23 protein-coding genes are annotated in these 22,880 nt (G+C 38.0%); 2 read left to right on the forward strand and 21 right to left on the reverse strand.

The window, feature by feature from the left end; translation table 11 throughout:
* Positions 1-9: 9 nt before the first annotated feature.
* The 16 genes from ACX9NY_RS31405 to ACX9NY_RS31480 form a co-directional block, all read right to left on the reverse strand.
* Complete coding sequence (locus ACX9NY_RS31405; protein WP_472480298.1) at positions 10-321, reverse strand: PrgI family mobile element protein; 312 nt, start codon at positions 319-321, stop codon at positions 10-12.
* 64 nt (positions 322-385) lie between these two features.
* The gene (locus ACX9NY_RS31410) at positions 386-772 is read right to left on the reverse strand and encodes a TrbC/VirB2 family protein (protein ID WP_472480300.1); all 387 of its coding nucleotides are present in this window, start codon (positions 770-772) and stop codon (positions 386-388) included.
* Between the two features lie 208 nt (positions 773-980).
* Positions 981-1,379 carry a hypothetical protein gene (locus ACX9NY_RS31415; protein WP_472480302.1) on the reverse strand — a complete coding sequence of 133 codons (399 nt, stop codon included), beginning with the start codon at positions 1,377-1,379 and terminating at the stop codon, positions 981-983.
* Between the two features lie 261 nt (positions 1,380-1,640).
* Positions 1,641-2,597 carry a hypothetical protein gene (locus ACX9NY_RS31420; protein ID WP_472480304.1) on the reverse strand — a complete coding sequence of 319 codons (957 nt, stop codon included), beginning with the start codon at positions 2,595-2,597 and terminating at the stop codon, positions 1,641-1,643.
* A 12-nt stretch (positions 2,598-2,609) separates the two neighbouring features.
* Positions 2,610-2,864 (reverse strand): hypothetical protein, encoded by a 255-nt coding sequence (locus tag ACX9NY_RS31425; RefSeq protein ID WP_472480306.1) that lies wholly within the window; start codon positions 2,862-2,864, stop codon positions 2,610-2,612.
* A 191-nt stretch (positions 2,865-3,055) separates the two neighbouring features.
* Positions 3,056-4,219 (reverse strand): DNA polymerase III subunit beta, encoded by a 1,164-nt coding sequence (locus ACX9NY_RS31430; protein ID WP_472480308.1) that lies wholly within the window; start codon positions 4,217-4,219, stop codon positions 3,056-3,058.
* 187 nt (positions 4,220-4,406) lie between these two features.
* Positions 4,407-6,620 (reverse strand): adenine nucleotide alpha hydrolase family protein, encoded by a 2,214-nt coding sequence (locus ACX9NY_RS31435; protein ID WP_472480310.1) that lies wholly within the window; start codon positions 6,618-6,620, stop codon positions 4,407-4,409.
* A complete protein-coding gene (locus ACX9NY_RS31440) occupies positions 6,620-6,895 on the reverse strand; it encodes a hypothetical protein (RefSeq protein WP_472480312.1) in 276 nt (91 codons plus the stop codon). The genes ACX9NY_RS31435 and ACX9NY_RS31440 overlap by 1 nt, the downstream gene beginning before the upstream one ends.
* 74 nt (positions 6,896-6,969) lie before the next feature.
* Positions 6,970-7,470 (reverse strand): hypothetical protein, encoded by a 501-nt coding sequence (locus tag ACX9NY_RS31445; RefSeq protein WP_472480314.1) that lies wholly within the window; start codon positions 7,468-7,470, stop codon positions 6,970-6,972.
* A gap of 15 nt (positions 7,471-7,485) precedes the next feature.
* Complete coding sequence (locus ACX9NY_RS31450) at positions 7,486-9,042, reverse strand: DNA cytosine methyltransferase (RefSeq protein ID WP_472480316.1); 1,557 nt, start codon at positions 9,040-9,042, stop codon at positions 7,486-7,488.
* A 253-nt stretch (positions 9,043-9,295) separates the two neighbouring features.
* Positions 9,296-9,721, reverse strand: a complete 426-nt coding sequence (locus ACX9NY_RS31455) for a hypothetical protein (protein ID WP_472480318.1) — start codon at positions 9,719-9,721, stop codon at positions 9,296-9,298.
* Between the two features lie 474 nt (positions 9,722-10,195).
* Positions 10,196-11,584 carry a DNA cytosine methyltransferase gene (locus tag ACX9NY_RS31460; protein ID WP_472480320.1) on the reverse strand — a complete coding sequence of 463 codons (1,389 nt, stop codon included), beginning with the start codon at positions 11,582-11,584 and terminating at the stop codon, positions 10,196-10,198.
* Positions 11,585-11,679: 95 nt separating this feature from the next.
* Positions 11,680-12,270: a hypothetical protein gene (locus ACX9NY_RS31465; RefSeq protein WP_472480322.1), complete on the reverse strand. Its 591-nt coding sequence runs from the start codon at positions 12,268-12,270 to the stop codon at positions 11,680-11,682.
* A 122-nt stretch (positions 12,271-12,392) separates the two neighbouring features.
* A protein-coding gene (locus tag ACX9NY_RS31470; RefSeq protein WP_472480360.1) for an IS3 family transposase occupies positions 12,393-13,723 on the reverse strand; the annotation gives its coding sequence in 2 pieces (ribosomal slippage) (positions 12,393-13,351 and positions 13,351-13,723; 1,332 coding nt in all).
* A 637-nt stretch (positions 13,724-14,360) separates the two neighbouring features.
* Positions 14,361-14,708, reverse strand: a complete 348-nt coding sequence (locus ACX9NY_RS31475; RefSeq protein ID WP_472480324.1) for a hypothetical protein — start codon at positions 14,706-14,708, stop codon at positions 14,361-14,363.
* 221 nt (positions 14,709-14,929) lie between these two features.
* A complete protein-coding gene (locus tag ACX9NY_RS31480) occupies positions 14,930-16,264 on the reverse strand; it encodes a 5'-3' exonuclease (protein ID WP_472480326.1) in 1,335 nt (444 codons plus the stop codon).
* Between the two features lie 253 nt (positions 16,265-16,517).
* Here ACX9NY_RS31480 and ACX9NY_RS31485 point away from each other — a divergent pair, with 253 nt between their 5' ends.
* On the forward strand, positions 16,518-17,552 hold the full coding sequence (locus ACX9NY_RS31485; protein ID WP_472480328.1) for a hypothetical protein: 1,035 nt from the start codon (positions 16,518-16,520) through the stop codon (positions 17,550-17,552).
* Between the two features lie 746 nt (positions 17,553-18,298).
* Positions 18,299-19,315, forward strand: a complete 1,017-nt coding sequence (locus ACX9NY_RS31490) for a patatin-like phospholipase family protein (RefSeq protein ID WP_472480330.1) — start codon at positions 18,299-18,301, stop codon at positions 19,313-19,315.
* A gap of 508 nt (positions 19,316-19,823) precedes the next feature.
* On the opposite strand, the gene ACX9NY_RS31495 is transcribed toward ACX9NY_RS31490, so the two are convergent.
* The 5 genes from ACX9NY_RS31495 to ssb all read right to left on the reverse strand — a co-directional run bounded on the left by ACX9NY_RS31495 (position 19,824) and on the right by ssb (position 22,849).
* On the reverse strand, positions 19,824-21,080 hold the full coding sequence (locus ACX9NY_RS31495) for a hypothetical protein (RefSeq protein WP_472480332.1): 1,257 nt from the start codon (positions 21,078-21,080) through the stop codon (positions 19,824-19,826).
* Positions 21,081-21,156: 76 nt separating this feature from the next.
* Entirely contained in the window at positions 21,157-21,522 is a 366-nt protein-coding gene (locus tag ACX9NY_RS31500) for a hypothetical protein (protein ID WP_472480334.1), read from the reverse strand.
* A 62-nt stretch (positions 21,523-21,584) separates the two neighbouring features.
* Positions 21,585-21,860: a hypothetical protein gene (locus ACX9NY_RS31505; protein ID WP_472480336.1), complete on the reverse strand. Its 276-nt coding sequence runs from the start codon at positions 21,858-21,860 to the stop codon at positions 21,585-21,587.
* Between the two features lie 11 nt (positions 21,861-21,871).
* Positions 21,872-22,282, reverse strand: a complete 411-nt coding sequence (locus tag ACX9NY_RS31510; RefSeq protein ID WP_472480338.1) for a hypothetical protein — start codon at positions 22,280-22,282, stop codon at positions 21,872-21,874.
* A gap of 120 nt (positions 22,283-22,402) precedes the next feature.
* On the reverse strand, positions 22,403-22,849 hold the full coding sequence (ssb, locus tag ACX9NY_RS31515; RefSeq protein WP_472480340.1) for a single-stranded DNA-binding protein: 447 nt from the start codon (positions 22,847-22,849) through the stop codon (positions 22,403-22,405).
* Between the last annotated feature and the right edge of the window lie 31 nt (positions 22,850-22,880).

Raw genomic sequence — 22,880 nt, forward strand, 5'->3', positions numbered from 1 at the left:
CTACTTTGCTCACAGATTTGTATATACCTTTTGGGATTTTTTAAATTTCCACCGAATTAAAAAATAGTCGCTCAAAAAGAGCTCATATTTCTCTATTTTGAAGAAAGCAAGAAGGACTCCAAGCCCTGTAACGATGCAGAAAAGAATGACTCTAAAAACTAAATCAGTAACCCCACTGATAAAAGGGAGATTTCCCCACAAGATAAAGCCGACCATGAAGAATCCAGGAGGAGCTACGAGCAAAAATTGTCTGATTGAAAAAATTGCGAGAATACTTTTTTCTTCTTGTGTGATATCTATGGGTACGATAATCTCGTTCAAAACTATAGCCTCCTATTGAAAACATTCGGGCGGTTTTCCACCCGAATGAGTTAAATGAGTTAAATTAGGCGCCGCATTTTCCACCCTGTGCCATTTGTGCGATCGCATCTGAGAACTTGAACGCGCCAAAGAATACAAATGCTCCGCAGACACAACCAATCAAACTACCCCAATAAATACCTTTCTTCGCTGGGCTGATTGATCCAAACATAATCATCACGGCTAGAACCATGACTGCAATCGTGAAAAGAGACGCACCTGCACCGGCAATGATCTTAACAACATCTTTCAATGTGTTGTTAATCGTGGTACCAGCAGTTCCACCATTCGTTGCTGCACCAAAAACATCGGCACACGATAATGCTCCCGTGTCAGCAAATGCACTCATTGGTGCTACTACAACCATGACCATCATCATCATGAGCAGCACACTTAAAATCTTCTTCTTCACTTTTTGTGAACTCCCTTCGTGTAATACGGATTAGTAAACAGTGATCCTAATCCCCGTTTTCCTGAAAACGCAAAAAAAGCACAGCCCAATTTTGGTCATCTGACCAAAACTAGGCGGTGCTTCCGCTCTATTTGCGCAATATTTTGTTGGAAAAGGCAGGAATTATGTCCTGCGTCTTATTATCTTTGGTAAGGTTAATTTTGTCAAGCTATTGTCTTTTGAAATGCGATTCAAAACGAATTCCGATTTGAAGATCGCGTAGATTGACTTCATCTTCTAAACAAATCTCCAGCTTAATCTTTGCATAATTGATGGGGTCCCACGTAGTAATACGATCCGTTATTTTTCTCAGAATGACTTCAAGATGTTTCCGTGAGACTGGAACAGTTTTGGCTTCACCATCGGCCATCAAGTTTTCTCTATGACTGATTACATTTTTTTGGAGTTGGCCATTTCTCACTTCAAATTCAATTTCGCCTTGTCCGTTCGGGAATTTTTTATAATTCCCACTATTGTGATCTGAAACGATACACAACCTGATTTGATCGATCAGTAAATCATTGTTTGAACTTTCGAAAGACTTCTCATTACGGTATGTATTAGACATGTGAACACTCCCTATGTGATTGTATATTATCTATTTTTGTAGGTGATTTCTAATGAATTTGAACGTTCAAATGAACATTCAACATCCTCGAATGCCATTTTACTACAACATTTACTATTTTGTCGATAGCAAAATGGGAAAACATGCCTACATAAATATGAGGCGAAAGAATGGGTCTTCGCTTCTTTTAGCCTATTTATCAAAAAAATAGGCTAAAAGAAGCGAGGGAAAGGTATTCTTTCCCTGGGAATGTAGCCAAAACTACATTGCTTCTTGCATAACTAGTTCTTCTTGCCTAATTAACTCTCCAACAATGAATCCATCATCAAAGAAAAATCCTTTTACTAAAACAACAATTCCTTCATTTGAAGCTACTTTTTCTATGGCAGATCCTCTCAAAAAAACATAAGAATCCTCATAAACTAAGCAAGTCTCTCCATCATGAAATTGTATTCTTCCCATCATGATATCTTCTTCATTTTTCGCACCTAACAACGGTGTTGTCGTAATCTGCGAAGCCGTTTCGAAACCATAATTCTTCGCTATGGATTTAAAAGCAATGTCAGACAATGGTGACTCAGCTGCTACATCCTCCTCGGTAGGAGGTGGAATATCACTGCTGTTAATCTGATCCAATAACTGATCAACATAATGTGACTTTTCTAAAACAGCTGAAGGTTCCGTTTTCTCCTTTTTGAAGATTTGTAGAAATCGGTTGATCTCGGCTCCTACTTCGTCAGGCAAGACTGAAACGGTCCGTTCAACGGCTGGTGTCAAAACAACCTCAGAGACCGTTGTTGAAGTATCACTATTATTGTTCTGATCTTGAATCTGATCTACTGTGATCTTTGGTTCCGGTTCTGTCTCTTGCTTATTAAATAAGACGCCTACTTCCTCAGGCACCATAGAAACGGTCCTTGCAACAGAAGTTGTTTTCTCAACTTCAGAGATATCTATCTGTTCAAATGTCTGATCTTCAGTTGGATGAACTGTCTCAATTGACAATGGTGGTAAATCCATTGCTAGGTTTTCGTGCTCGGCAACAGGATCACTTACACTGAATTGGTCCCAATTCATCTCCTGCTCTATCTCCGTATCCACATCTCTCATCGATGGAATGTTATTTTGTGTCATCGTGTTGGATGTGAAACCACTAACTGCACCATAGATGATCGGAATAGCGAAACATACGATTATTATAATGAGCTCTGCTGGCATTCATATCACTCCTTAAGATTCAAAGATAACAAGAAGCACGGCAGCTATGAAAAGGAGTGACATTCCCAATCCAACCAGTGCCATAATCTCGCTAAAAACTCGGTTTACTTTACGTTCTGAGGCTTTCCTAATGGCTATTTCGCGTAGTTCTGCCGTTGGTCGATTGTGATTTTTAAGAATTTCTTCTTGCAGATATTTTTTTTGTACAGTGTTCAATCCTTCGTCCATTGGTACATATGTTCCTAAGCTAGATCTGTTAATATTCATTTTAATTCCTCCATATTTGTAATTTAGTTCCTTTAATTTGAACGCAAAAAACCCCAAAAGTGATTGTGCAGAATAAACACAAAAACACCTTTGGGGTGGATAAGTAGAAACATAACAGCCCTCATAAGTCGCGTGACAGAGGGGAATAATTGAAAAATTGTTTAAATATATATTACCATCGACAGCTCCTATTAACAAGTGCTTGCTACAGGAGTCTGTGCGGAAGTTCTGTAAGGAGCAGTTGTGATTTTCATCTCAGGTAGATCCTCAGAACCAATCGAAATTGGTTTACAAGGATCATGTAAATACAAGACGATCTCATCGACACCTTCCATTAACTTGGCACAATCGAACAATCTTTCTGCATCTACGGTGAAGGACCATTTCATTCCCTCGACAGTCGCGCTCAGTTGTTGCTCCAATACACTCGACACTGAAGCAAAAATATTACTTCCTAATGTATCTATTCTCAACATTTTTGCTCCTGCAGCTGTTACTTTGATTGCTCTCTGACATACATCCATCAATTCGCTGCGATCAAAATAGTACCTACTTACTGCAATATCATAATTGTGGTACTGTTCAACTTCTGGATACTTTCCACTTAACGTTCGTAACACACACGTCGTGTCGCTAGATTTTACAATGACTAAGCTACTCATTTCATTAGTCCCAATTTCTATCTCGGCATTTCCTTGAATAAGAGAAGTCACGGCAATCAAGTGCCCGGCATCGAAGATAATTTCTTCTGGCAACCAAGATACATCATTGTCACTTAAATAAACAGAGTTCTGGCGATTACATGCTTTAAATGTCGCCCTACCACTCTCATTTGATGAGATAGCTATACCGGTTAATTTCGGGTATTTTCTCGCATCATCCGAACCACTTTTCAACGCAAAATTCTTCAGTTGATCTACATACTTAAATAGCTTGTTGACGTTCATTACAACCGATGATTTCGGTGTCGGCGTTATCAGAAAATCGGTTTGCTCATTTAACGTGTGGACATTAATTGTGTTCTTTCTGTTCGTTCCCCATTCAAATTTCAGGTACTGAGTGTTTTCATTTTTTAAAACATGAGTCACAGACAGCATTTCATTGTCTGGCAATACCGAGACTTTCATATTTAACTCTTTAACGGAAACTGCTACCTGTAGTGGTTTTACAATATCTGCAGGTATGTATTTTTCTGCTGAGATCTCCAGTGTTGAAAAGTAAAACGATAAACTATGATCTCCCAAATCTCTAATATAAACATTACACTCTCCTAGAACTGCTCCTTTGACTGCTTTGCTTAAAGCGACGACTTGTGATTTCAATACAGTTGAATTGATTTTAAAATTTGCTGACATGTAATTCATCCTCTCGATTTGAAATTAAGTTATAAATTTGCGTCATGAAAAAAAGAACGCAAAAAAGCCCTGTGTATGACAAGAGCAATTAAAAATGCTTCAAGTCACCCACAGGGCGTATTTCTAACAGTTGAATGTGCCTCTATCTACCGCTTGGTAAGAGGTTGCGAGAAATTTATGGAAAGTATTATTCCTCTATATTACTGGAATCTCCCCCAGTAATCAAGCACTTCGATATGATTGTTCGGATCTCCTCAAGAAGGGTCAAACTCAGTTCGTGATTATCAAATGTATCCCCTTTAATGAGTACATTTTCAAAATTGCTTCCGTAGAATTTAGAGTGGTAATTCAGATATAACTGCAAATCCGACAATCCTAATGCAGTTTTTACTTTATTAGGGATAAGAAGATGATGATAGCCACGGTCCAGTAGGAAGAGGGCTTTGTCTTCATCCTGATGAAATCTATTGAGGAGTATCTCATAGTACTTGTTCCAGTACCGAGAGTTTTCACACTGCAATTTAACCTCGGAAAAGTTACAGTAACGAATCCCACTCAATGCAGAAAAGGATTTAATGGTATGTGCTATTTGAAACAAACCATGGTCTAAACCTGAATATACGATGGTATCTAATGGGATGTCCTCAGGAGATTCTCCACGATATAGCAGCTCACTTAGGTATTGATGTTGTGACTTACTGTTCGTTTGAAGATTCCAGTACATTAGAGGCCGGTTCATTTGTTCAGTGGCTCTTTCATTTGCTGCACAGCTGATAAATTCATCTACAAAAGAACGGGCTTGATCTAGTGTCCTTATACCAGGTTTACATACTACAAAGACGACACTGTTCCAATATTCATTATTGTGGAGTATGGGTTGCCAATAGAAAGGAATTGCATAACCTTTGATCCGTTTAGCTTTTTCAAGATGAGCCCAAATTTCTTGCTCTCCGCCTCCAAATTCCTCTGTAATCCAAAACACCTTATTCTCCGCTGAAGATAATCCTTCATCAATTATATGGGTCTCTTTGGCGTTTAGCGTGTAATCTGGATAAAGCACGAGTGGGCCTCTATAGTACAGTTTCTCAGGTTCAATATCGAGTTCATTTCGCTTCCAACCATCTTCGGCCCACATCACTTGAATCTCTTCAAGTTCATCGGTAGAGATGATTTCAATTCCTGCAAGCTTCTGATAGTAAAGAATATTCTTCAGCAAGAAGATTCGTCCCTCCAAAGTTAACGAACCCATGGCTAGATCAGGATTTACAGGTAATCCACCTATGCAGATTGGTTCAAGATGCTTGTCCAAGTCAAAAAGTGTGCCCTGGTCCACATCATCATACAATCTATTGTTTAATGAGTTAAAAGTATCCAGTTTTTTAACACGTCTTCTCCGGACAGGTTCCCTGAAGTTTGCATCAAATAATGTGGCATGTATTATCTTTTTAAGTTCGGAAATTGGATTAGCCCAGGGCTCATTCTGCTCTCTGAAGTAGGCGAGCATACTATCTTCTTTATGAAACCCGCAAAATATACAACCGTTACGGCTATTACTCCCGCAAGATGCTTTCATTTCGGTTTGCATTGGACATTCACCTTGATCGGAGTAGAAGGAGTACATCTCATAGAAACGTCCGCCCCAAGGAAATCTGGAGAAACTCATGAGAACCTCCCACAGATCAGCATCTTGGATGTGAGCGATCGGTTGACTTTCATACCTTCCTGAGATAAATGTACTAATAACCCTTCCATTAACTGTTTTATTTTTCCCAAGTTTAGGGTATACTAATTCTGTTGAACCGTGCTTCTTAATTGAAGTGGCCCTCTTTATTGATTCTGCTGATCGAACTCCGGTCATTACGCAGACAGAACCATACGTGTGCATCAGTTCCTTTATAAACCGTTCAGCCGGTGCGATCTTCCATGCGTCCGTACACCACCTGAAGGGGCTCTTTGGCGTGGGCAAAATCATGCCTTTACCAACCACCTTACACGCAAAACTATCTTTTTTTCTCGTTTTTACGAGCCTTCCTTCAACGCACGAGAGACCCTGTTCCACTGCCTTTTCATTTAATTTTCCAATCGTTTTCCGGACATACTCCGTGAGCCTAGGATGTTCAAGCCCAGTATCTGAACTGATGAAAAACACTTTACGTGTACGTTTCTCTGGATCTGTTTCTAGCAATGCGACCCAGACACAAATACTTAATAAAGTTGAATCCTTTCCCCAACTAGTTGCGATGCACCAGGGACGATTATTTGAAGGGTCTGCATAGGCTTCTTTTAACTGATCAATGACCTCGCGCACTTCACCCGTAATCTCTGGAATACGTGGAAGTATAACCTTTTGGTCTGATTTTCTTTCTGTTGAATGAAGATCGAATAGATACAATTGTTCCATTATGATACGTCCTCCAGCTGCTTCGAAGTCAAGTCGATCTGAACATAAGACTGATTGCTGTATGCATATAAGTTAGCTACTGGAAGCTCTCTTAGTCTCAGTTCGTTTGGGTCAAAGTTTAATGTTCTAATCGATAATGCAGTTTTGCAATAGAAACAATCTGCCTCTAATAATTCAACCGGCGTATGCATAATTTCACTTGCTGTAGCCATTTTAATAAGTTCATCTTCAATGATCATCGCTGCCCTTGGCTCATAAAAAGTCAAAATGTACATATAAGATCCTCCATAAATGAAGACCCCTTGTGTTTAAAACAAAGGGTCTTCTTTGCATTTTTATTTGTTATTTTTTAAGCTGTTGCGGTTAATGCTGATTTTTCTTTTACTTCGTCTAAATACAGGTCATGAGCAATTAAGTTATTTAATAATGGTGTCGTATTTATCGTTTCTCCTATGGATACATAACTTTCCCAAAGGACAATAGGTGAACTCGTACAAACAATCTTTACGTTGTCACGTCTTTTCCACTTCTGACGGAAAGTTAAAATAAGTTGACTGTCACTTTGAAAAAGTGAAATGAATTTGAAGTGAATATATACAGGATCAAGGTTTGAATCAAACGTAAGCATCGTGTACTTTTTCCCTTGAATTAAGTCCTCCATCCAATGATGGTACATTCCAGTGTCATAAAACTCCAGATTGAGCTGTTGTCCATCATAATCGTCAATAACACCTTTATTAGCTTCAATAAACGGGTTTATAAGGGGTCTCTGCTCTTTACACTTTAATGAGGGGGTACTCACCTCACTAAGCAGTAAGTCCATATCTGCAAACATCAGTTGCTCACCCACAGTGCCACACTCCCCTTATACTAGCTTTAAACCGCTGAAATCTTGAAGCCCAGCATTAAACCTTTTGACAGCCTCTTTCACCGAATTCATTACTGCTTTCATCAATTTTACAGGGACAGCATTAGCTATCTGCTGCTGCATCGATGAAAGTTTGCCTTTGAATTCAAATGAATCGGGAACATCGAAAAGACGAGCGCACTCTCGAACAGATAGAATACGGTCTTCTTCTGGATGCATGAGGACAGCTTTCCTTGGATTAACTATCGTAATCGATGGTTTATCCCACTCTAATCGCTTGTACATGTCACTATGTGTACCTTTAGGGCGAATCTCTTCAGGAATGCTGAATATGTTGCCACCAGCCGGTACGAAGCTCATGCGTTCTAATGTTTCAGGTTTGCTTTTCGAATAGTCCAATTGGTTGTGCATCATGCTGTGAAGTCCTTCAAATGCTTCACCGACTGTTTGATGGTTTTGTGTTGTGACCGTGGGTTTAGGGAGGTTGATCTTTCCTATTTTGCTGCCTATAAAGATGGCACGTTTGCGGATTTGGGGGGTTCCATAATCTGTTGAGGTTAATATGCCTGAAGAGATTTCAAAATCGGATAGTGCTTCATAAATTTCATCTTTAAACTGGCCGTCTCCAGCAGTTAGAATACCAGGTACGTTTTCCAATACGAACACTTTGCAGTTTGGATTGGATTGAACTGCGGTTATATATTCTTTGACCAAGAGATTATTTGGGTTGTCCAAGTAATTTGTTTTTCGATTCTCTTTGGTGAATCCCTGACACGGGCTACCCCCGATCATGATGGGTGCATGTGGGATCGTAGATTTAATTGAAGATGAGGTAATATCACCATGTTGGATATGAGCTCCAATGTTATGTCTATATGTCTTTACAGCATCCAAATCCTTCTCTAAGGCGTACACGACATCGAACCCGGCCTGTATAGCTCCTAGGTCACTAATACCGCCACCTGAGAATAGGCTGGCTACGATTAGGGGTATTTCTAAATTGGATAGTGGGGAATGAGCTAATCCACTACTTGAGAATCCCTGACTGTCTTCATCAGAGAACAGATCCATTTCAAGTTGCTCATATCCAAGTAGCCCCGCTGCTTTTTTAAGTGATTTTCTAGAGAATAGAACCTCGATTCTCTTTCTGGCAGATGTAAAATCAGTAATGGATGTAACTTTACGTTTTTCTATTTTGTTACCTGACTCATTAGTTGTCCTTGTTGCATTTTCAACAGATTCATCATTCATGAATCCTTGTACAAGGATCTGATCACCAGAGATATCTACCTGGAGATAGTCGCAATTTCTCAATGCATCTTGAGCAGCTCTATTCCTAATATCAATTACAGGTTTAACTTGGTTCTTTAATTTCCTACGACTAACAACATTACCTTTAGCTTCGTCTGAAGAAAGAATAATTATCTTTCTGTTCTTCTGATCAATCACATACCGGTAGTTCGTACCAGGTTGAAAGATTGTCTCCTGTAAAATTTTATCCTGGATGTAAATCCCTCTTGTTGAATTTTTCGCTCTTCTTGTTTTCAAAATCATGTAAAACTTCCTTTCATTGTTTAGTGTGTGGGTTGTGTTGGAACGCAAAAAAAGCGCTCTTCATATGCGTCCATTCTCATAAAAGAAAAGAGAATTGGCGAATAGAACAGCGCTTTTTGACTCCTTGTACCGCGTGGTAGGAGTTGTGCAAATAATAAATTAATAGTCTAAGAATAACACAGGCGAACAGAAGAATAAAGTATCTTCAGCTATCTCTGAATACCTGAAAGAATGGCAGCTTGTCTAAGCATACTCACTCCCTAGCCAGAATGACGTCTATTCTTTTGTTGATTGAATCCATAACGAAAATTACATGATCCGGATCAAGCATATCATGGATTGTACTGGGATCTCTCCCATCCAGAAGGTTTAAAACTGTGTTATAGACTTCATCTTTTGCGAGTTTGTAGATGGTTCCCTTCATTGAAGCAAAGGGCTCATTTACCTCCATCCATGAATCGACGAAACTAAAAATTTGGTCAGATGTAAAAGCTTTACCTCTAAAATTTGTGTAAACAATATCCTTACTTATTATTGTATGACTTAGGACTTCAGCTTCTAAGGGAATGAGATATTCCTCTATTGCAGTTTGAATTTCCTCTATTTTGTTTCCAGCATTTAAATCTCCTGTAACATTTAATGGCACTTCGATTTTGAACTCAACAAACGCTGCTTCCATGCTGAAATTCACTCCCCTTCGTCAACTTTGCTCGTACCGGTGTTGTCACATTTAATGAGAAAGAATAGGTAAGAAACGTTTATGTAACATCACACATTTTCATAATTAATGAGAAAAGTTTGTTGTTACATTTGTAGATTTCTTATTCATTTTCAAAATTTATGAGACAAAGGAACATACTCATCTTCGGATTTTTATGCAGAATAACGGATGTGACTAAACGGTTTATATATTATCTGTGCGAAAATTCCCTATCTATAAAGGGAACGTAGAGTGAGAATTTGATGTATACGATGAATAATTGAACAATTCTCACTAATTGTGAAAAAGTTTTCTCATTAATTATGAAAATATTCTCACTAATTATGACAACACATGATTTAATTTAATTCTAACCTACACATTACTAATCGAGTAGTAAAAGGGACCTTTCAATATGAAAGGCCCCTTTTTTTTTCGAGTGATGGATATTATTCAAAACATAGTTAATTGTCCTGTAGCGTCTACATTAAAAGTAGAAGACTCGGATACCGCGATTCTCTTACAATTGTTAATCTTATGTTCTAGGAATGTACGTAGTTTCAGCGCGATTGATTTGAACGTTTTGAAGCACACAGACTGACCGATAGATTCAACAATCAATTTATTACTATCACCGGCATAGAAGTTTGGATCTAAACCGTGTAAGGCTTTAACTTGCTCTCCATTTAAGTATGCATATAATTCTGGGTTATATGGATGTTTTATCCAATTTTCAGGCTGTATTTTATGATGACACTTAGTTATGGTTCCTATTGAAGAATTTGTAGTTATATCAAACAAGGTCATAAAATGATTATGCGTTATTCCTTTAGCCTGACGTTCTAGGAAGTATTTCAGAGTTCCGTGATCTTCAGCAGTTACCCACTTCAGATCTTCGACTCTCAAAACCCCACTATCATGGATGGAGTCATTCGCTCTGCCCTCTCCCTCAGGAAAAGTAAATCCCTCAAAGATGGTAGCTACCATAAAAAATCGTTCTCTCTTTGTACGGCTGCCAAAGTCGAGGCTATTGAGTTTGGCCATTTGAACATTGAATCCTTCTTCTAATAAGCAAAGTTCAAGGCTCGTACCGGCTACTTTTTCAAACTCACTTACATTCTCAAGTAAAAGGGCTATTGGTCGATCCTTTTCATCTCTTTCCCAATATAACCGCATTAGATGCATAAAAAGATGCATTGTGCCGAACGATTTTTTTGATCCATTGGATGCTTTAGAATAGTCGCTGCAATCCAATGTTGCCACCCAAACATCAGCTGGTGGTAAATCATTCGCCTTCAGATGCTGCATCGGCAGGTTAAACATAATAGTATCAGAGTGGTTCTTCATGTAGATATCGGAGAACTTACTCTCTGCTCCTTCTTTTGGATTGTATTCAACAGCAGCTACTTCCTTAAAACCTGCTGCTACAAGTGCGCTTGAACTAACACCGGCACCAGCACAGAAAGAAATGGTGGTGAGTTCTGTTCGTTTGTCTGATGTATTACTAGCTAGCTCCTTTTTAAGTTGATCCGCTGTGCTTTTGACACCCTTTATCGTGACCCTTCCGGAATGTATCGTCACGATTATGTGTTTACAGTCAGCAAGAGCTTCACGGATGTCCAAACCTGCTTTGTCTATGATAGGTATGACTTTATCTTTTCGTTGTTTTTGAGATACTCGATTGCTGCCTGTCTCACTAATTGATAATTCGATTAAGGTATTGTCAGTTCTTGTACTAAAACGAACACCTGGATGAAAACCTGCTTGTATTAATTCGGTTTTGTCCAAGTATAGCCTCTCACCATTATATGTGGCCTTGCCTTCATATTGATGTATCATCATGTGTTACCTCCATATATATAGTTTTATTAGTATGCAAAATAAGACGAAAAGGTCTTACCTCAATATTGAAGGTAAGACCTTTTCTAAATTAGGATCTATGGATAAAGGATTTCGTCCACAGATCTTTCAATTTGTGCGTTATGTTCCATTCCATCTGTTTTTTCGCTTTTGATGAATATCAATGTTACTTCTCCATTTGCTTCATAATCTTCACTTGGCGTAAATGGGGTGCTATTACTCTCATCTTTCCAAAGAATTTGGTAGTCAGCGAGCTTCGTAAACGAAGGCATTTGTTCTTGTACCAGTTCTTGAATGCTCAAAAGTTTGGATTCGTCACTTAAATTTTTATCTTTAAGAATGTCTTCTATCTGACATGCTTTCACGTACTCATATCCCTCGTTATCTTTGATAACAGTACTATCTAACTCATCTGGTCGATAGATACGAGACTCGGGTTGCATTTCATACCAGGAAGAAGAATCCCGATCAAAAGGAATTCCAATTTCTATAAAGTAATCTTCTAGCTCTTCGAAACATCCATTTGCAGCATACGGGTTGTCTATCGAATAATACGTATCCTCCATAACAATAGGGGCATCGACACCACTTAATTCATTAATTCGATCCATGACGTTTTTAGGGTACTTACCAGCTACAAAATAAATTACTCCGTAATAACCATCCATAATAATTCCTCCAAAAAAATCGATTTTTATAAAATCAGCACATACTTAATAACTCGAAAGAATAAAAAAGAGCAGTAGCTGGTATGTAAAGTGTACCCTTTGTAAAGGACAATTAAAAAAAGCTAAGCAGCTTTAATAAGATGATTTCTGTATTGAACAGGGGTCATCTTATTTAAATTCCATTGATATCGGTAGTGATTATAATAGATCATGTAGCCTTTAACTTCTTTCGTAACGTCTTCTAGTGTTAAACATTCTTTTATGTGCGTTTCGTCTTTAAAATGACCAAAGAATGATTCTTGAGAGGCATTATCCCAACAATTTCCCCTTCTTGACATGGATTGACGTAACCCCATTTTCTTAACCATCTTCTGATAATCAGGATGTGTATAATGTACACCTTGATCAGAATGGATAAATGCGTCTTTTGCTTTCTTAAACCTTTTGTTATTCTTTAACTTCTGAAGAGTGTCTGTCGCCAAATCTAAAGTGAGTCGATTGGAGACATGATAAGCTAATATTTCACCTGTTGACCCATCTTTAATCGTTGATAAATAAGCTCTTTGACTATGAGCGTAATTCAGATAAGTGATATCTGTTAGGAGGACTTTACCTGATACCCCTTGCTTGAATTGCCGATTCAAAAGGTTTGGTACGACACGATGTTCGTGAGTGGCTTTCATGATTCGTTTATATGGATTCGCTCTTCTGATTGGACAAACGATTTGAAACTTTTTCATGATTCTTCTTATACATTTCAAATTATAAACAACACCAAATACACCTGCCAATGTCATTTTAATTTGGCGTGCGCCTTTCTTTCGTCCCCTATAGTGAAAAGCTTTTAAGATTATTTCTTTCAACACTTCATCTTTTTCTTCTCTTTTCTTCCTCTGTTCTTGGGCTCTTAATGAGAAGTATTGATAGTAACCACTTCTTGAAGCATTGGCTATTTTACATAGGTAGCTTACCATATGTTTTAAATGATATTTCTCTATTACAGACTGTATAAGAATATATTTTTGGCTAGGAAGGATCGTTACTTCTTTAGCCTCCTTTCGCCGAAACGAATCTTTTTTAACAGTTCATTTTCTGCTTTCAATAATTGAAGTTCTGCTTGTAACCGGGCGTTCTTTTCCTCTAGCGAAAGATTCTTTTCTCTTGGACGCCCTGAATTCCCTTTTCTCGTGTCCTGTAATCCCATCACACCATTGTTCTTGAATGCTTCTCTCCATCGCTTACTAGCTGAATCCATTCGTCTTTTACCGATAACTTCAGGGTCAAATCCATACGCTTCAAATATTTCTCTTGTGAATTTCCCTTTCTCCTTCTCGGTAACAAAAATATGCTTAAAATCATCCGTATAGGTAATTCCTTTAGAACTTACTGATTTCACATATGGATTAGCTAATAAGAGCTTGATCTCTTTATCTGTAAATAACTTTTTACTCATTCCTAATTCCCCAATTCTTATGTTCATCTTGTTGTCCTTCTAGGATAACAAAAAATACCCTATAGATAGACTTTTTTTAGTGTCTATACTATAGGGTACATTTTAATGCTACATGCTCTCTTTTAAATATTTTATCTTCAACTTTTATCTGTCGTTTAATCGCATGAATATTCAATATTATTGGGTAATTGAATTCTCACGTAAGAGTGCATCTCTCTTTAGGTGAGAATTCAATCAAAATGAATTACTTGGATACTTTTCCGGTAATGACTACGAGTTTTTGCTTTTGAGCAAGGACCCGTTGCATTTTTGAAGCCGCCAGAATGTATTCTCTTCTTGATTTAAACATGTTATTTCCTCCTTCGAATTTTGGGTTGTGAAAGTGAGAGCGCAAAAAAAACACCCACTTTTCAGAAGAACCAATTTACATTCAATAAAAAGAATGTCTACAAAAAAAGTAGAAGAATTGGTCACCTTTGAAAAATAGGTGTGTGTGTAAATCGTGATAAATCTCTTAAGACCCAGGTCAGAGATAAATAAAGTAAATAAATAATAATTGAAATGATTATAGCATATCTTCGCACAAAAAAACAGGGATTACATCATAACAGAAACTATCCGATGCAAACCCTGTATTTTAATTTGCTTTTAAGCAGTACCAGTTAAAAGAGACTAAGGATTGTTTTAAGCTGTTAATGACCTCGTCAATCATCCATTCCTCAGTGCATACTCCTTCAAATTGACCCTGTATGTATAGATTATATATAACCTCAGTTCGCTTCTTAATTATATTCTGCATTTCCATTTCAACAGTCACGATTTTCTTCTCATCTTCTTGAATCAGTTGCAATCTTTTCAAAAAATCATCTAATAAGACACCTGTACTAATCTTCTGATTTAAAGAGAATTCGAATAGGAGGCTAAACTGACTCTCTTCTTTCCCGATTAGGTTACACCATTTTAATTTACTGTATTTTCTCCTCACAGTGGTTTCCTCCTTGGATCATTCCGTAGACTGATTATAGCATAAGTCTCAATATTAAAAGTACAAGTACTATTCACTTAACCCAAAACCAAATAAATTACGCACCCCTATAGTTTTCGCAATACATAAGAAGAAGACGCACTATCCCCCTGTATATCTCAATACAAATCAACTGAGATAAAATGAAGGATAGTGCGCTTATGTTTTTGCCTTTAAATATATTAAAGGTTTATCTCAAGTTGGTTCATCATACTTTTGAAACCAGCTCGATCTATATTTTTCATCAATTCATCCCATTTGATTGAATTCATTTCAGGGACATCTGTCAGGATAGTGGCCAAATACTTCGACTCTTCACCTACCTGTTTGTTCGTGATGAGTTTATCCCTATATCTTGAGCACGTTTTATCAAGAGTACCATTCTCTGCTTCAGCTATAGCCTTTGACATAGCTCCATATGTTTTTATTAAACCTAGCGCACCCACTTTTCCTACGCCAGTAACACCCTTTAGGTTATCCGATGTGTCACCGGTGTAGCCTTTATAGTCAATGAATAACTGCGGGTCAATGGCATCGTATTCGACTTTGAAATCATCAACTGTGAAAGGTTTATCCTTAAGTAGTTGAATGATGTTATCATCAAGCAGCTGGAAATAATCGTTATCATTGCTCCACATATAACATGTTCCCATTCCTTCATTTGACCATCGCTTTGCCAAGCTGCCAATCAAATCATCTGCTTCCATGGTTGGAACCTCATATTGTGGTATACGCATTGCAGACAATACGTCCTTACAAGTTATAATTTGTTCCTTAAGTGGAACTGGTTGTACAGTTTCATCACGATTAGCTTTGTAATATGCTGCAACTTGCCTTCTCCAGAGAGTGTTTCTTCCCCCTTCTGGGTCCCATAGTACTGCAACATGAGTGGGATCAAACGTGCGTAGTACATTCAATAACTTGATTACAAACGTTTTTACCCCATTCGTAAAGACACCTTTAGAGGAACGTAACAGCTCACTTTCTTCTTTTTTGTAAGCCGATCCATGATAAGATCGATTGATTAAATTCATCCCGTCGATCAAAAGTAATACATGCTTACCTTTCTCCTCATTGGCCGGCAAGCTATTTACGGCTGGACGCTGCAGGGAAGGTTGTTCACTAGATACTTGCTGCTGCCACGCAGATTCAACGATACGAAATTGAAATCCTTCACCTTCGACAATTTCAAACTCCATTAGTTTATGCTTACTCAATTCTTGTATCTTTTTTTTGATCTTCCTAAACAAATCAGATATCTTTTCAAATGTAGTTCCTACCAGATCTATAGAGTATGTATTTCCCTGCTGGTTTAGTTCTTGGGTACTCAGACCTCGGTAGCCTTCTTCACCAATTTCAAAATAATCTCCGATCTCAATTACTAGTTTTCGCTGATGAATATACCCTCGTCTTATTGCTCCTTCAGGTGCTGATTTCCATTGTTTGATTAGGCTGTCCAAGCTGCAGCCCATTGCTAATGCAGTTCCATTGACGGGTAAGGATACTTTGAATTCCATGAACATCGTCCTCCTTATTAATTTATGCGACAAAAAAGGGACCTTCTAAAGATGCGCATAGAAATGACGTAGTCATAAACTAAGCACATGCATTAAAAGATCCCTTAAAACTCAGATTGTCGCTTGACGCTGAGAAAATATATAATTTGTAAGTTATTCTGACTGTACCATAATCGACACGTAAAGCAAACTATTCTCCCATAATTTTGTATGAATATTCCATAAGACATATACTAAATTAGAGGTGATCTTCATGAATCAATTAGAGAACAGTTGGGCTAAAATAAAAAGGCTCATTTTAAAGGGGCTATTGATGATAATGGCTTCATACCCCATCATGCTATGTGTGAATTTCTTATTACCTGATAACTACTATTATCAGAAGGTTCAGGTTCTTCGTACCATGGTTTGGGATTCCATATCCGATTATTTTTTTCTGATACTAGTCTCATTCCTAGCTTATTATCTGGCTAGTAGCAGAAATTTATATCCAAAATTAAGAACTGAACTTAGAAAAAACTATCTGGATACTGAAGTTCTTCGATGGAACGAAACACCGTACATTGCACCGGCTCACCTGTACAATCTGTTCTTTCCCAAATCCTTTGAAAGAACTCTGCAGAATCGAATAAATGATTTCAGTTATCGTTACACGGTAGACTACTTTAGATACAGAATCTACAACAATGTAAATTACACAAAATTTTCTCCAGCAGCCAGAGGTGCTTTACATAAACTTTTTGGCAGCAGTTTGAAAAAAGTGTTCAGCTATATTTTCATCTTAGTTCTCACTCTTACGCTCATCATCTACCTATGTACCGGTGACAGTCTGTACGTACTATGGTTAACTCCAGCACTTGTTTATGTAGTAAGAAGGATTTTCACTTATCTTTTTGCATATATCAATTTTAGATACGACATGTTATCAGTCCACAAGTTCTTTGAAGATAACTATGGTGATCCAGAACCAAAAATCAAATGGTCTGACCTTTCAGCAGATAAACATCTCGGAAGAACAATAATGAAGGTTTGGAAAGATGAATGTCTATCCAGGCAAAACCTCTACAACCACATTCTAAGGAGAGGAGAAAATCACACCGAATTTGATTGTCCTAGCCTTGCGTCAAAACCTTATGAGAATGACATACCTGAATGGATATCTCATGCTGATAAGATATATCACCAGAAAAAATGCGAATACTTCGCAAAACATAACCAGGTAGAATGGGTTCTGAATAGCAAAACGAATGTTGTTTCTTTGAACGAATATAAACTAAGAAATAATTGACGTTTCCATCTCAGTGTTTTATGATAAGTGCATATAGCAATCCCGCATAGATTGCTGTCGTAACGGAAACAATGGGTTGTGACCGGAGCGCAAAAGATTCAAAAGAGAGCACCTCTCCTTGGAGAGGTGCTCTTTCGTTTTTTCTGGGGTTTAATCTAGGATCTGGGAACATACATCACTTTTATTTACTTTCTTATGCTCCGTTCTTCATCTTAATATGGATGATTTTTTCATTCATAGACACGCAGCAAATATGACCACCTATTTTCTCAAAGAAAAAGTCTTCAAAAATTGGATTACTCACCGACATGATTTATGATGAAGTAGTAATCATTGCATCGATTACGCAGCTTAACCGGAATCAAGGGGTTGTGACCGGAGCGCAAATACATATAGAAAACGTCTTTCCTTATGGGAAGACGTTTTTTCGTTTATGCATATGTTTAGTAAATGTATGAAATTTCACATCACGGAAACCCTAAAGGCAGTCAAACCCGATGAGTTCAAAAAATGGGCTGAGGTCATTGCTCCATTAATAAAAGCGTTTATTTCGCAGGAGATGCTGCTGGAGAGAATGAGTGAATCTGAGGAATTGTAACTAGCGTTTGACTGCCGTTTTTCGCACCGCGTGCATCTCCAGGCGCGGTGTAATGAGTTTGACACATCCAGATACTCAATCGTGCGGCCACTTAAGAGTCTCTGTTGACCTTTGTATTCAGTTCATCTATCGAATGGAGGAAAGATTTGTGACGCATCATTTTAAGAACCTGGTGTTTGAAGGTGGCGGCGTATTAGGATGCGCTTATGTAGGGGTTGTGGAGGTTCTGCATCAACAAGATATTCTACCCAATATTAAAAGGGTGGGCGGTACGTCAGCTGGTTCCATTGTGGCTTTATTAATCAGTCTCAATTATTCTTCTACAGAAATTATGAAGGAGCTCAAAGAGCTGGATCTAAAGAAATTTGCCGATGACGACTGGGGACTTATACGGGATACGAGCAGATTTTTCAATAAATTTGGATGGCATAAGGGGAAAGCCATGTTGGAGTGGCTGGAAGACATCGTTAATAGAAAGACCGGTAGCCCTGATACAACATTTGGCCAGATGCAGATCGATAAAGAAGAAAAATCGTTTAAAGATCTTTACATCATTGGGACTAACACCAACACCCACTTCTCAACTGTCTTCTCTCATGAGACACACAGTGCTATGCGTATAGCAGATGCAATCCGCATCTCGATGTCCATTCCTTTATTTTTTGAGGCTGTTGAATTCGAGAACGATACTTATGTGGATGGCGGTGTTCTAATGAATTTTCCCATTAAACTATTCGATAGAAAAAGCTATCTCGAGGATAACAAAAATGGGATCGTTACTAAAGCCTATGCAGAATATCAATTAGAAAGTGCTGAGAATCCTTTCGTTAGTAACACGGAAACCTTAGGATTTCGAATTGAAAGTAACACGCAGCGGAATATCCTGATCGGACAACCTCCAGAAAGACGCGAAATTAAAAATGTTTATCAGTTTACGAAGAATTTAGTTGGAACAATTTTAGACTTTCAACAGAACATTAGTTTACATGATCTAGATTCAGATCGGACGGTCTATGTGATTAACACTAATGAGACCTCAGCGATTAACTTTGATATCACTCCTACGGAAAAGGATGCTTTAATTCAGTCTGGCCGCGATTCGACAAAGACCTATTTCAATAATTTTGAGAATCCTGAGATATTCATGTCTAATCGGCCTCGTTGATCTATAAGGATTCTTTAGGAGATTCTCCCCGTACCATTTTAATGTGATGTTATGGCTCACCCACTAATCCGGTGTGGGTCTTTAACGATTTTGATGAAGATTCAGGATTACCACTCTTGTCTTTAACAGTTATTCCTAAATATACATGTAACGATATTATAAGATATCTGCTCCATAGTGTTTATTGGAGCTGTGTCACTCCTTTTATAAGAATTCACATTAAAACAGCATATCCCATAGTAGGAACATGCTGCGAATATAAAAGTAACATAGCAATAGCAAGCTATATGTTTAAAACCGACATTATAATACAAAACTAATTAAATGAGTCCTAAATAAACGAGCAACTTGAAGATTGTAATCACACTGAATATTGTACCCACTATTTTCTTCAGGAATGCTCTCACAAACATTAAAGCAAAAATACTACCTACGAAAAGCAACAGATAAAACTGATTACTTAAAATAAACTGAATAATGGTCTCCATTAAAAATGCAACTCCTCGAATTAGAAAATTGGTTTACTCTCATAACTGAGGCTCATTGGAAGCAGCAACTCTGTTTGTTCAATCGGTTTATACTCCTCTAACGCGGCTAACTGCCGAATATTAAAGGCAAAGCATTCCTCTTTACTCCAATTAAGTTCTGGATAGGCCTTATCCATTTTGATATGGCCTTGATCCGTAATTATCGTTTGAAACCTACGTCCCATTAACGGTCCAGTAGAGTCACACTGAAAGACATTTCCTTTGAATATCTGGGTGTTACTACAACCAAGCAAATGAAAGCTCTGGTGGTCTCCATATCTCTCCAAGAGGGAGTGTATAACCTTCACTCTATCAGCTTCAGCTAAACTCAATAATCCTCCGATTCCAATGACTTCAAAATTTCTCGGGTCCTTTACCAACTCTTCAAGGCTCTCTTCTGGTGATTGAGGGTGCCAAATGGGTATCGCCTTAATTCCTTGGCGATGAAGGAAGTTTAGATTATGCATGCTTTCTTCTGGGTCACCGGTACGATCCAGGTTAAAGACATCATATAAAATGCTTTGATGTCTCTTTATAAACTGGGCGTATTCCTGGACGCGTATTGGACTCTTCAGCTTTGTTTCGATCTTTTGAATTAATTCCCACGCATTATGCCAACTCACTGACCCAGTCTCTAGAGAGGAAATATTCTTTCGTGTGGCTTCTAATTTCTTTCGCATCCGGTGAAAAGTATATTCCCCAGAGTCAAGTAACACTTTCATATTCCGGAGTCGCTTTAAATGATAAAGCCAAGTCTCATGGACATCATTTCGTAAGTTGTAGTATGAGAATAGTGTAAAACGACCGCCGTTCTGATGAACCTTGTATAAATCTGTAGGTGACTTTTCAAGGCCGGCAAAAAAGAATCTTGTGCCTCTAAGGACGAGTCTCATAAGTGGTGTTGCACTGAGGCTTTTCTTAATCCAGGCCAATTGACTCGATTGGCAAAATATCAGCTTAAGCAATCCCATTAGGAAACTGTTGTACTGATTGAATTTGCCCAGCTGTTCACGTGTTACCATTCTTCGATATAAGAAATATTCAATTGCTTCTTTAATTTTTTGTCTCGAGACAGCAATCGGTTTTTTACTCTTCTCCGTTACAAAGTGATAATACTTCGGTGTAATTTTGGAGATAAAATTTATCTTCCCTTTACCAGTGAAAAACTGCATTCCATTTTTGGCTTTCCTAGCGAAATTTTTCTCGTATTCCATCGCCTTGAATTTGTAATAAGTCAACTGTATGTCCTCTTTTCTATTAAATGAAAACCCAATGCATGGTTGCATTGGGTAAAGGATGTTGCTATTGCAATGATTAATTTAAGTCTTTAAATGCTTTGATAAATTCATTCAGCATTGTATCTGCTTGCCTACCTATTTTCACTTGCTCATACCATATATAACAAGGGTTTAAACAGGTGTTTTCAGGTAACGTATTTTCTCTAAAATGAATTGTAAACTTAGCTAGCTGAATGAGCTGATCATGAATATTTCTGTATATTTCGTCTTCCTTGCTTAGATCTATGGTTTCAAAAGCGTGAAGCGCCTCATCTACCCACTTTGCTTTTTCGATTGCTCGCATCACATGCTCAAGTCTGTTGGACGGATGTCCAAGGATACCAGAACAGTATCCGATCAGTGACAGTTTGTCTGTAAGTTTTTCGTTTAAAGTTGTATTCATTAAGTAACCCACCTTTTTCTTTGTTTTAAAAAATGTGAAATACAAGCCCGTCATTTTTGGTATTATTGCGAAACGAATATAACGTCTGGCGGAAGAAAATCAAAGAACAGATCCTGCTCATCTGATTGGAGTTTACAAACTCGTGCTAAACATCGATTTGTGCCAACTGAGGCATGTCGAATTCTTTCATTTTTCTTTTGGTAGTGATGTCTCACAAATTGCCCTGAAACATTAAATAACGCAAGATATCGATCTTCTTTAAGTTTGATATAAAGACTATTTATTTCTTTATCACTTAGTACATGATTCGTTTCTGATTTTTGCACGTTTTTATTCATGTTAAAACCTCCTATACCCTTTTAGAAGTAGGAATTTGTAAAGTCGAATGCAATGTATCCATTACCAGATCTGCACACGCTTCTAGATTTCTGCCTAGAGCAAAGTAAATAGCACTACGAATGGTTGCTTCGTTAGTCCATTTAAATGCCTCATTGTATGTGCTAATGTTTCGGATTGAATCTGATAAACTACCTTCACATTTAAAATCATGTAACCAGATTCGATCTTCCGTTTCGGGATTGTTCATATCAATCCGGATAATCTGAGCATAGCCATCTGTTTCTAAACTGAACTCTCCTACTTTTCGTTCAGTAACCTCTATTAGTGACCCAAGCGAAAAGCTTGGATATATCACCTTGATTTGACCACCACGATCAACAATATGTAAAATAAATAAGGATAATCCTATAGTTCCACTCATTTAACTGCCTCCATGTGAACCCTAATGCCGCAGGGTTCAAAATTATCCCTACGGCAAGGGTTATAGCATATTGGTCAGTTGTAACAACAATTACCTAAACACATCTTGCAATCAATATTTTTAGAATGGTAAATCATCATCCGAGATATCAATCGGTTTTCCGTCATCAGCAAATGGATCTTGATTGTTACCTCGTGAATTGTTATTGTTACTTTGTGAACCTCTTCCATTAGAAGTTCCTTCATTAGTACTTCCATTACCTCGATTAGCAGACTCTAAGAAACGGACATTGTCTGCAATAACTTCGGTCACGTAGACACGTTTGCCTTCATTATTTTCATAGTTCCGTACTTGAATGCGTCCTTCGACTGCTGCTAGTCGTCCTTTGCGCAAATAGTTTGCACAAGTCTCAGCAAGCTGTCTCCAAGTTACGACAGGAATGAAATCCGCTTCCTTTTCTCCACCTTGGCTTGTAAACGGTCTGTCCACGGCCAAAGTAAATTGCGTAACAGCTACACCTGCTGGGGTATATCTCAACTCAGGATCGCGGGTTAATCTGCCTATCAATTGTTCAGTGACATTATAGTTGGTAAATGAA

Source organism: Paenibacillus sp. CB74 (assembly GCF_055687625.1).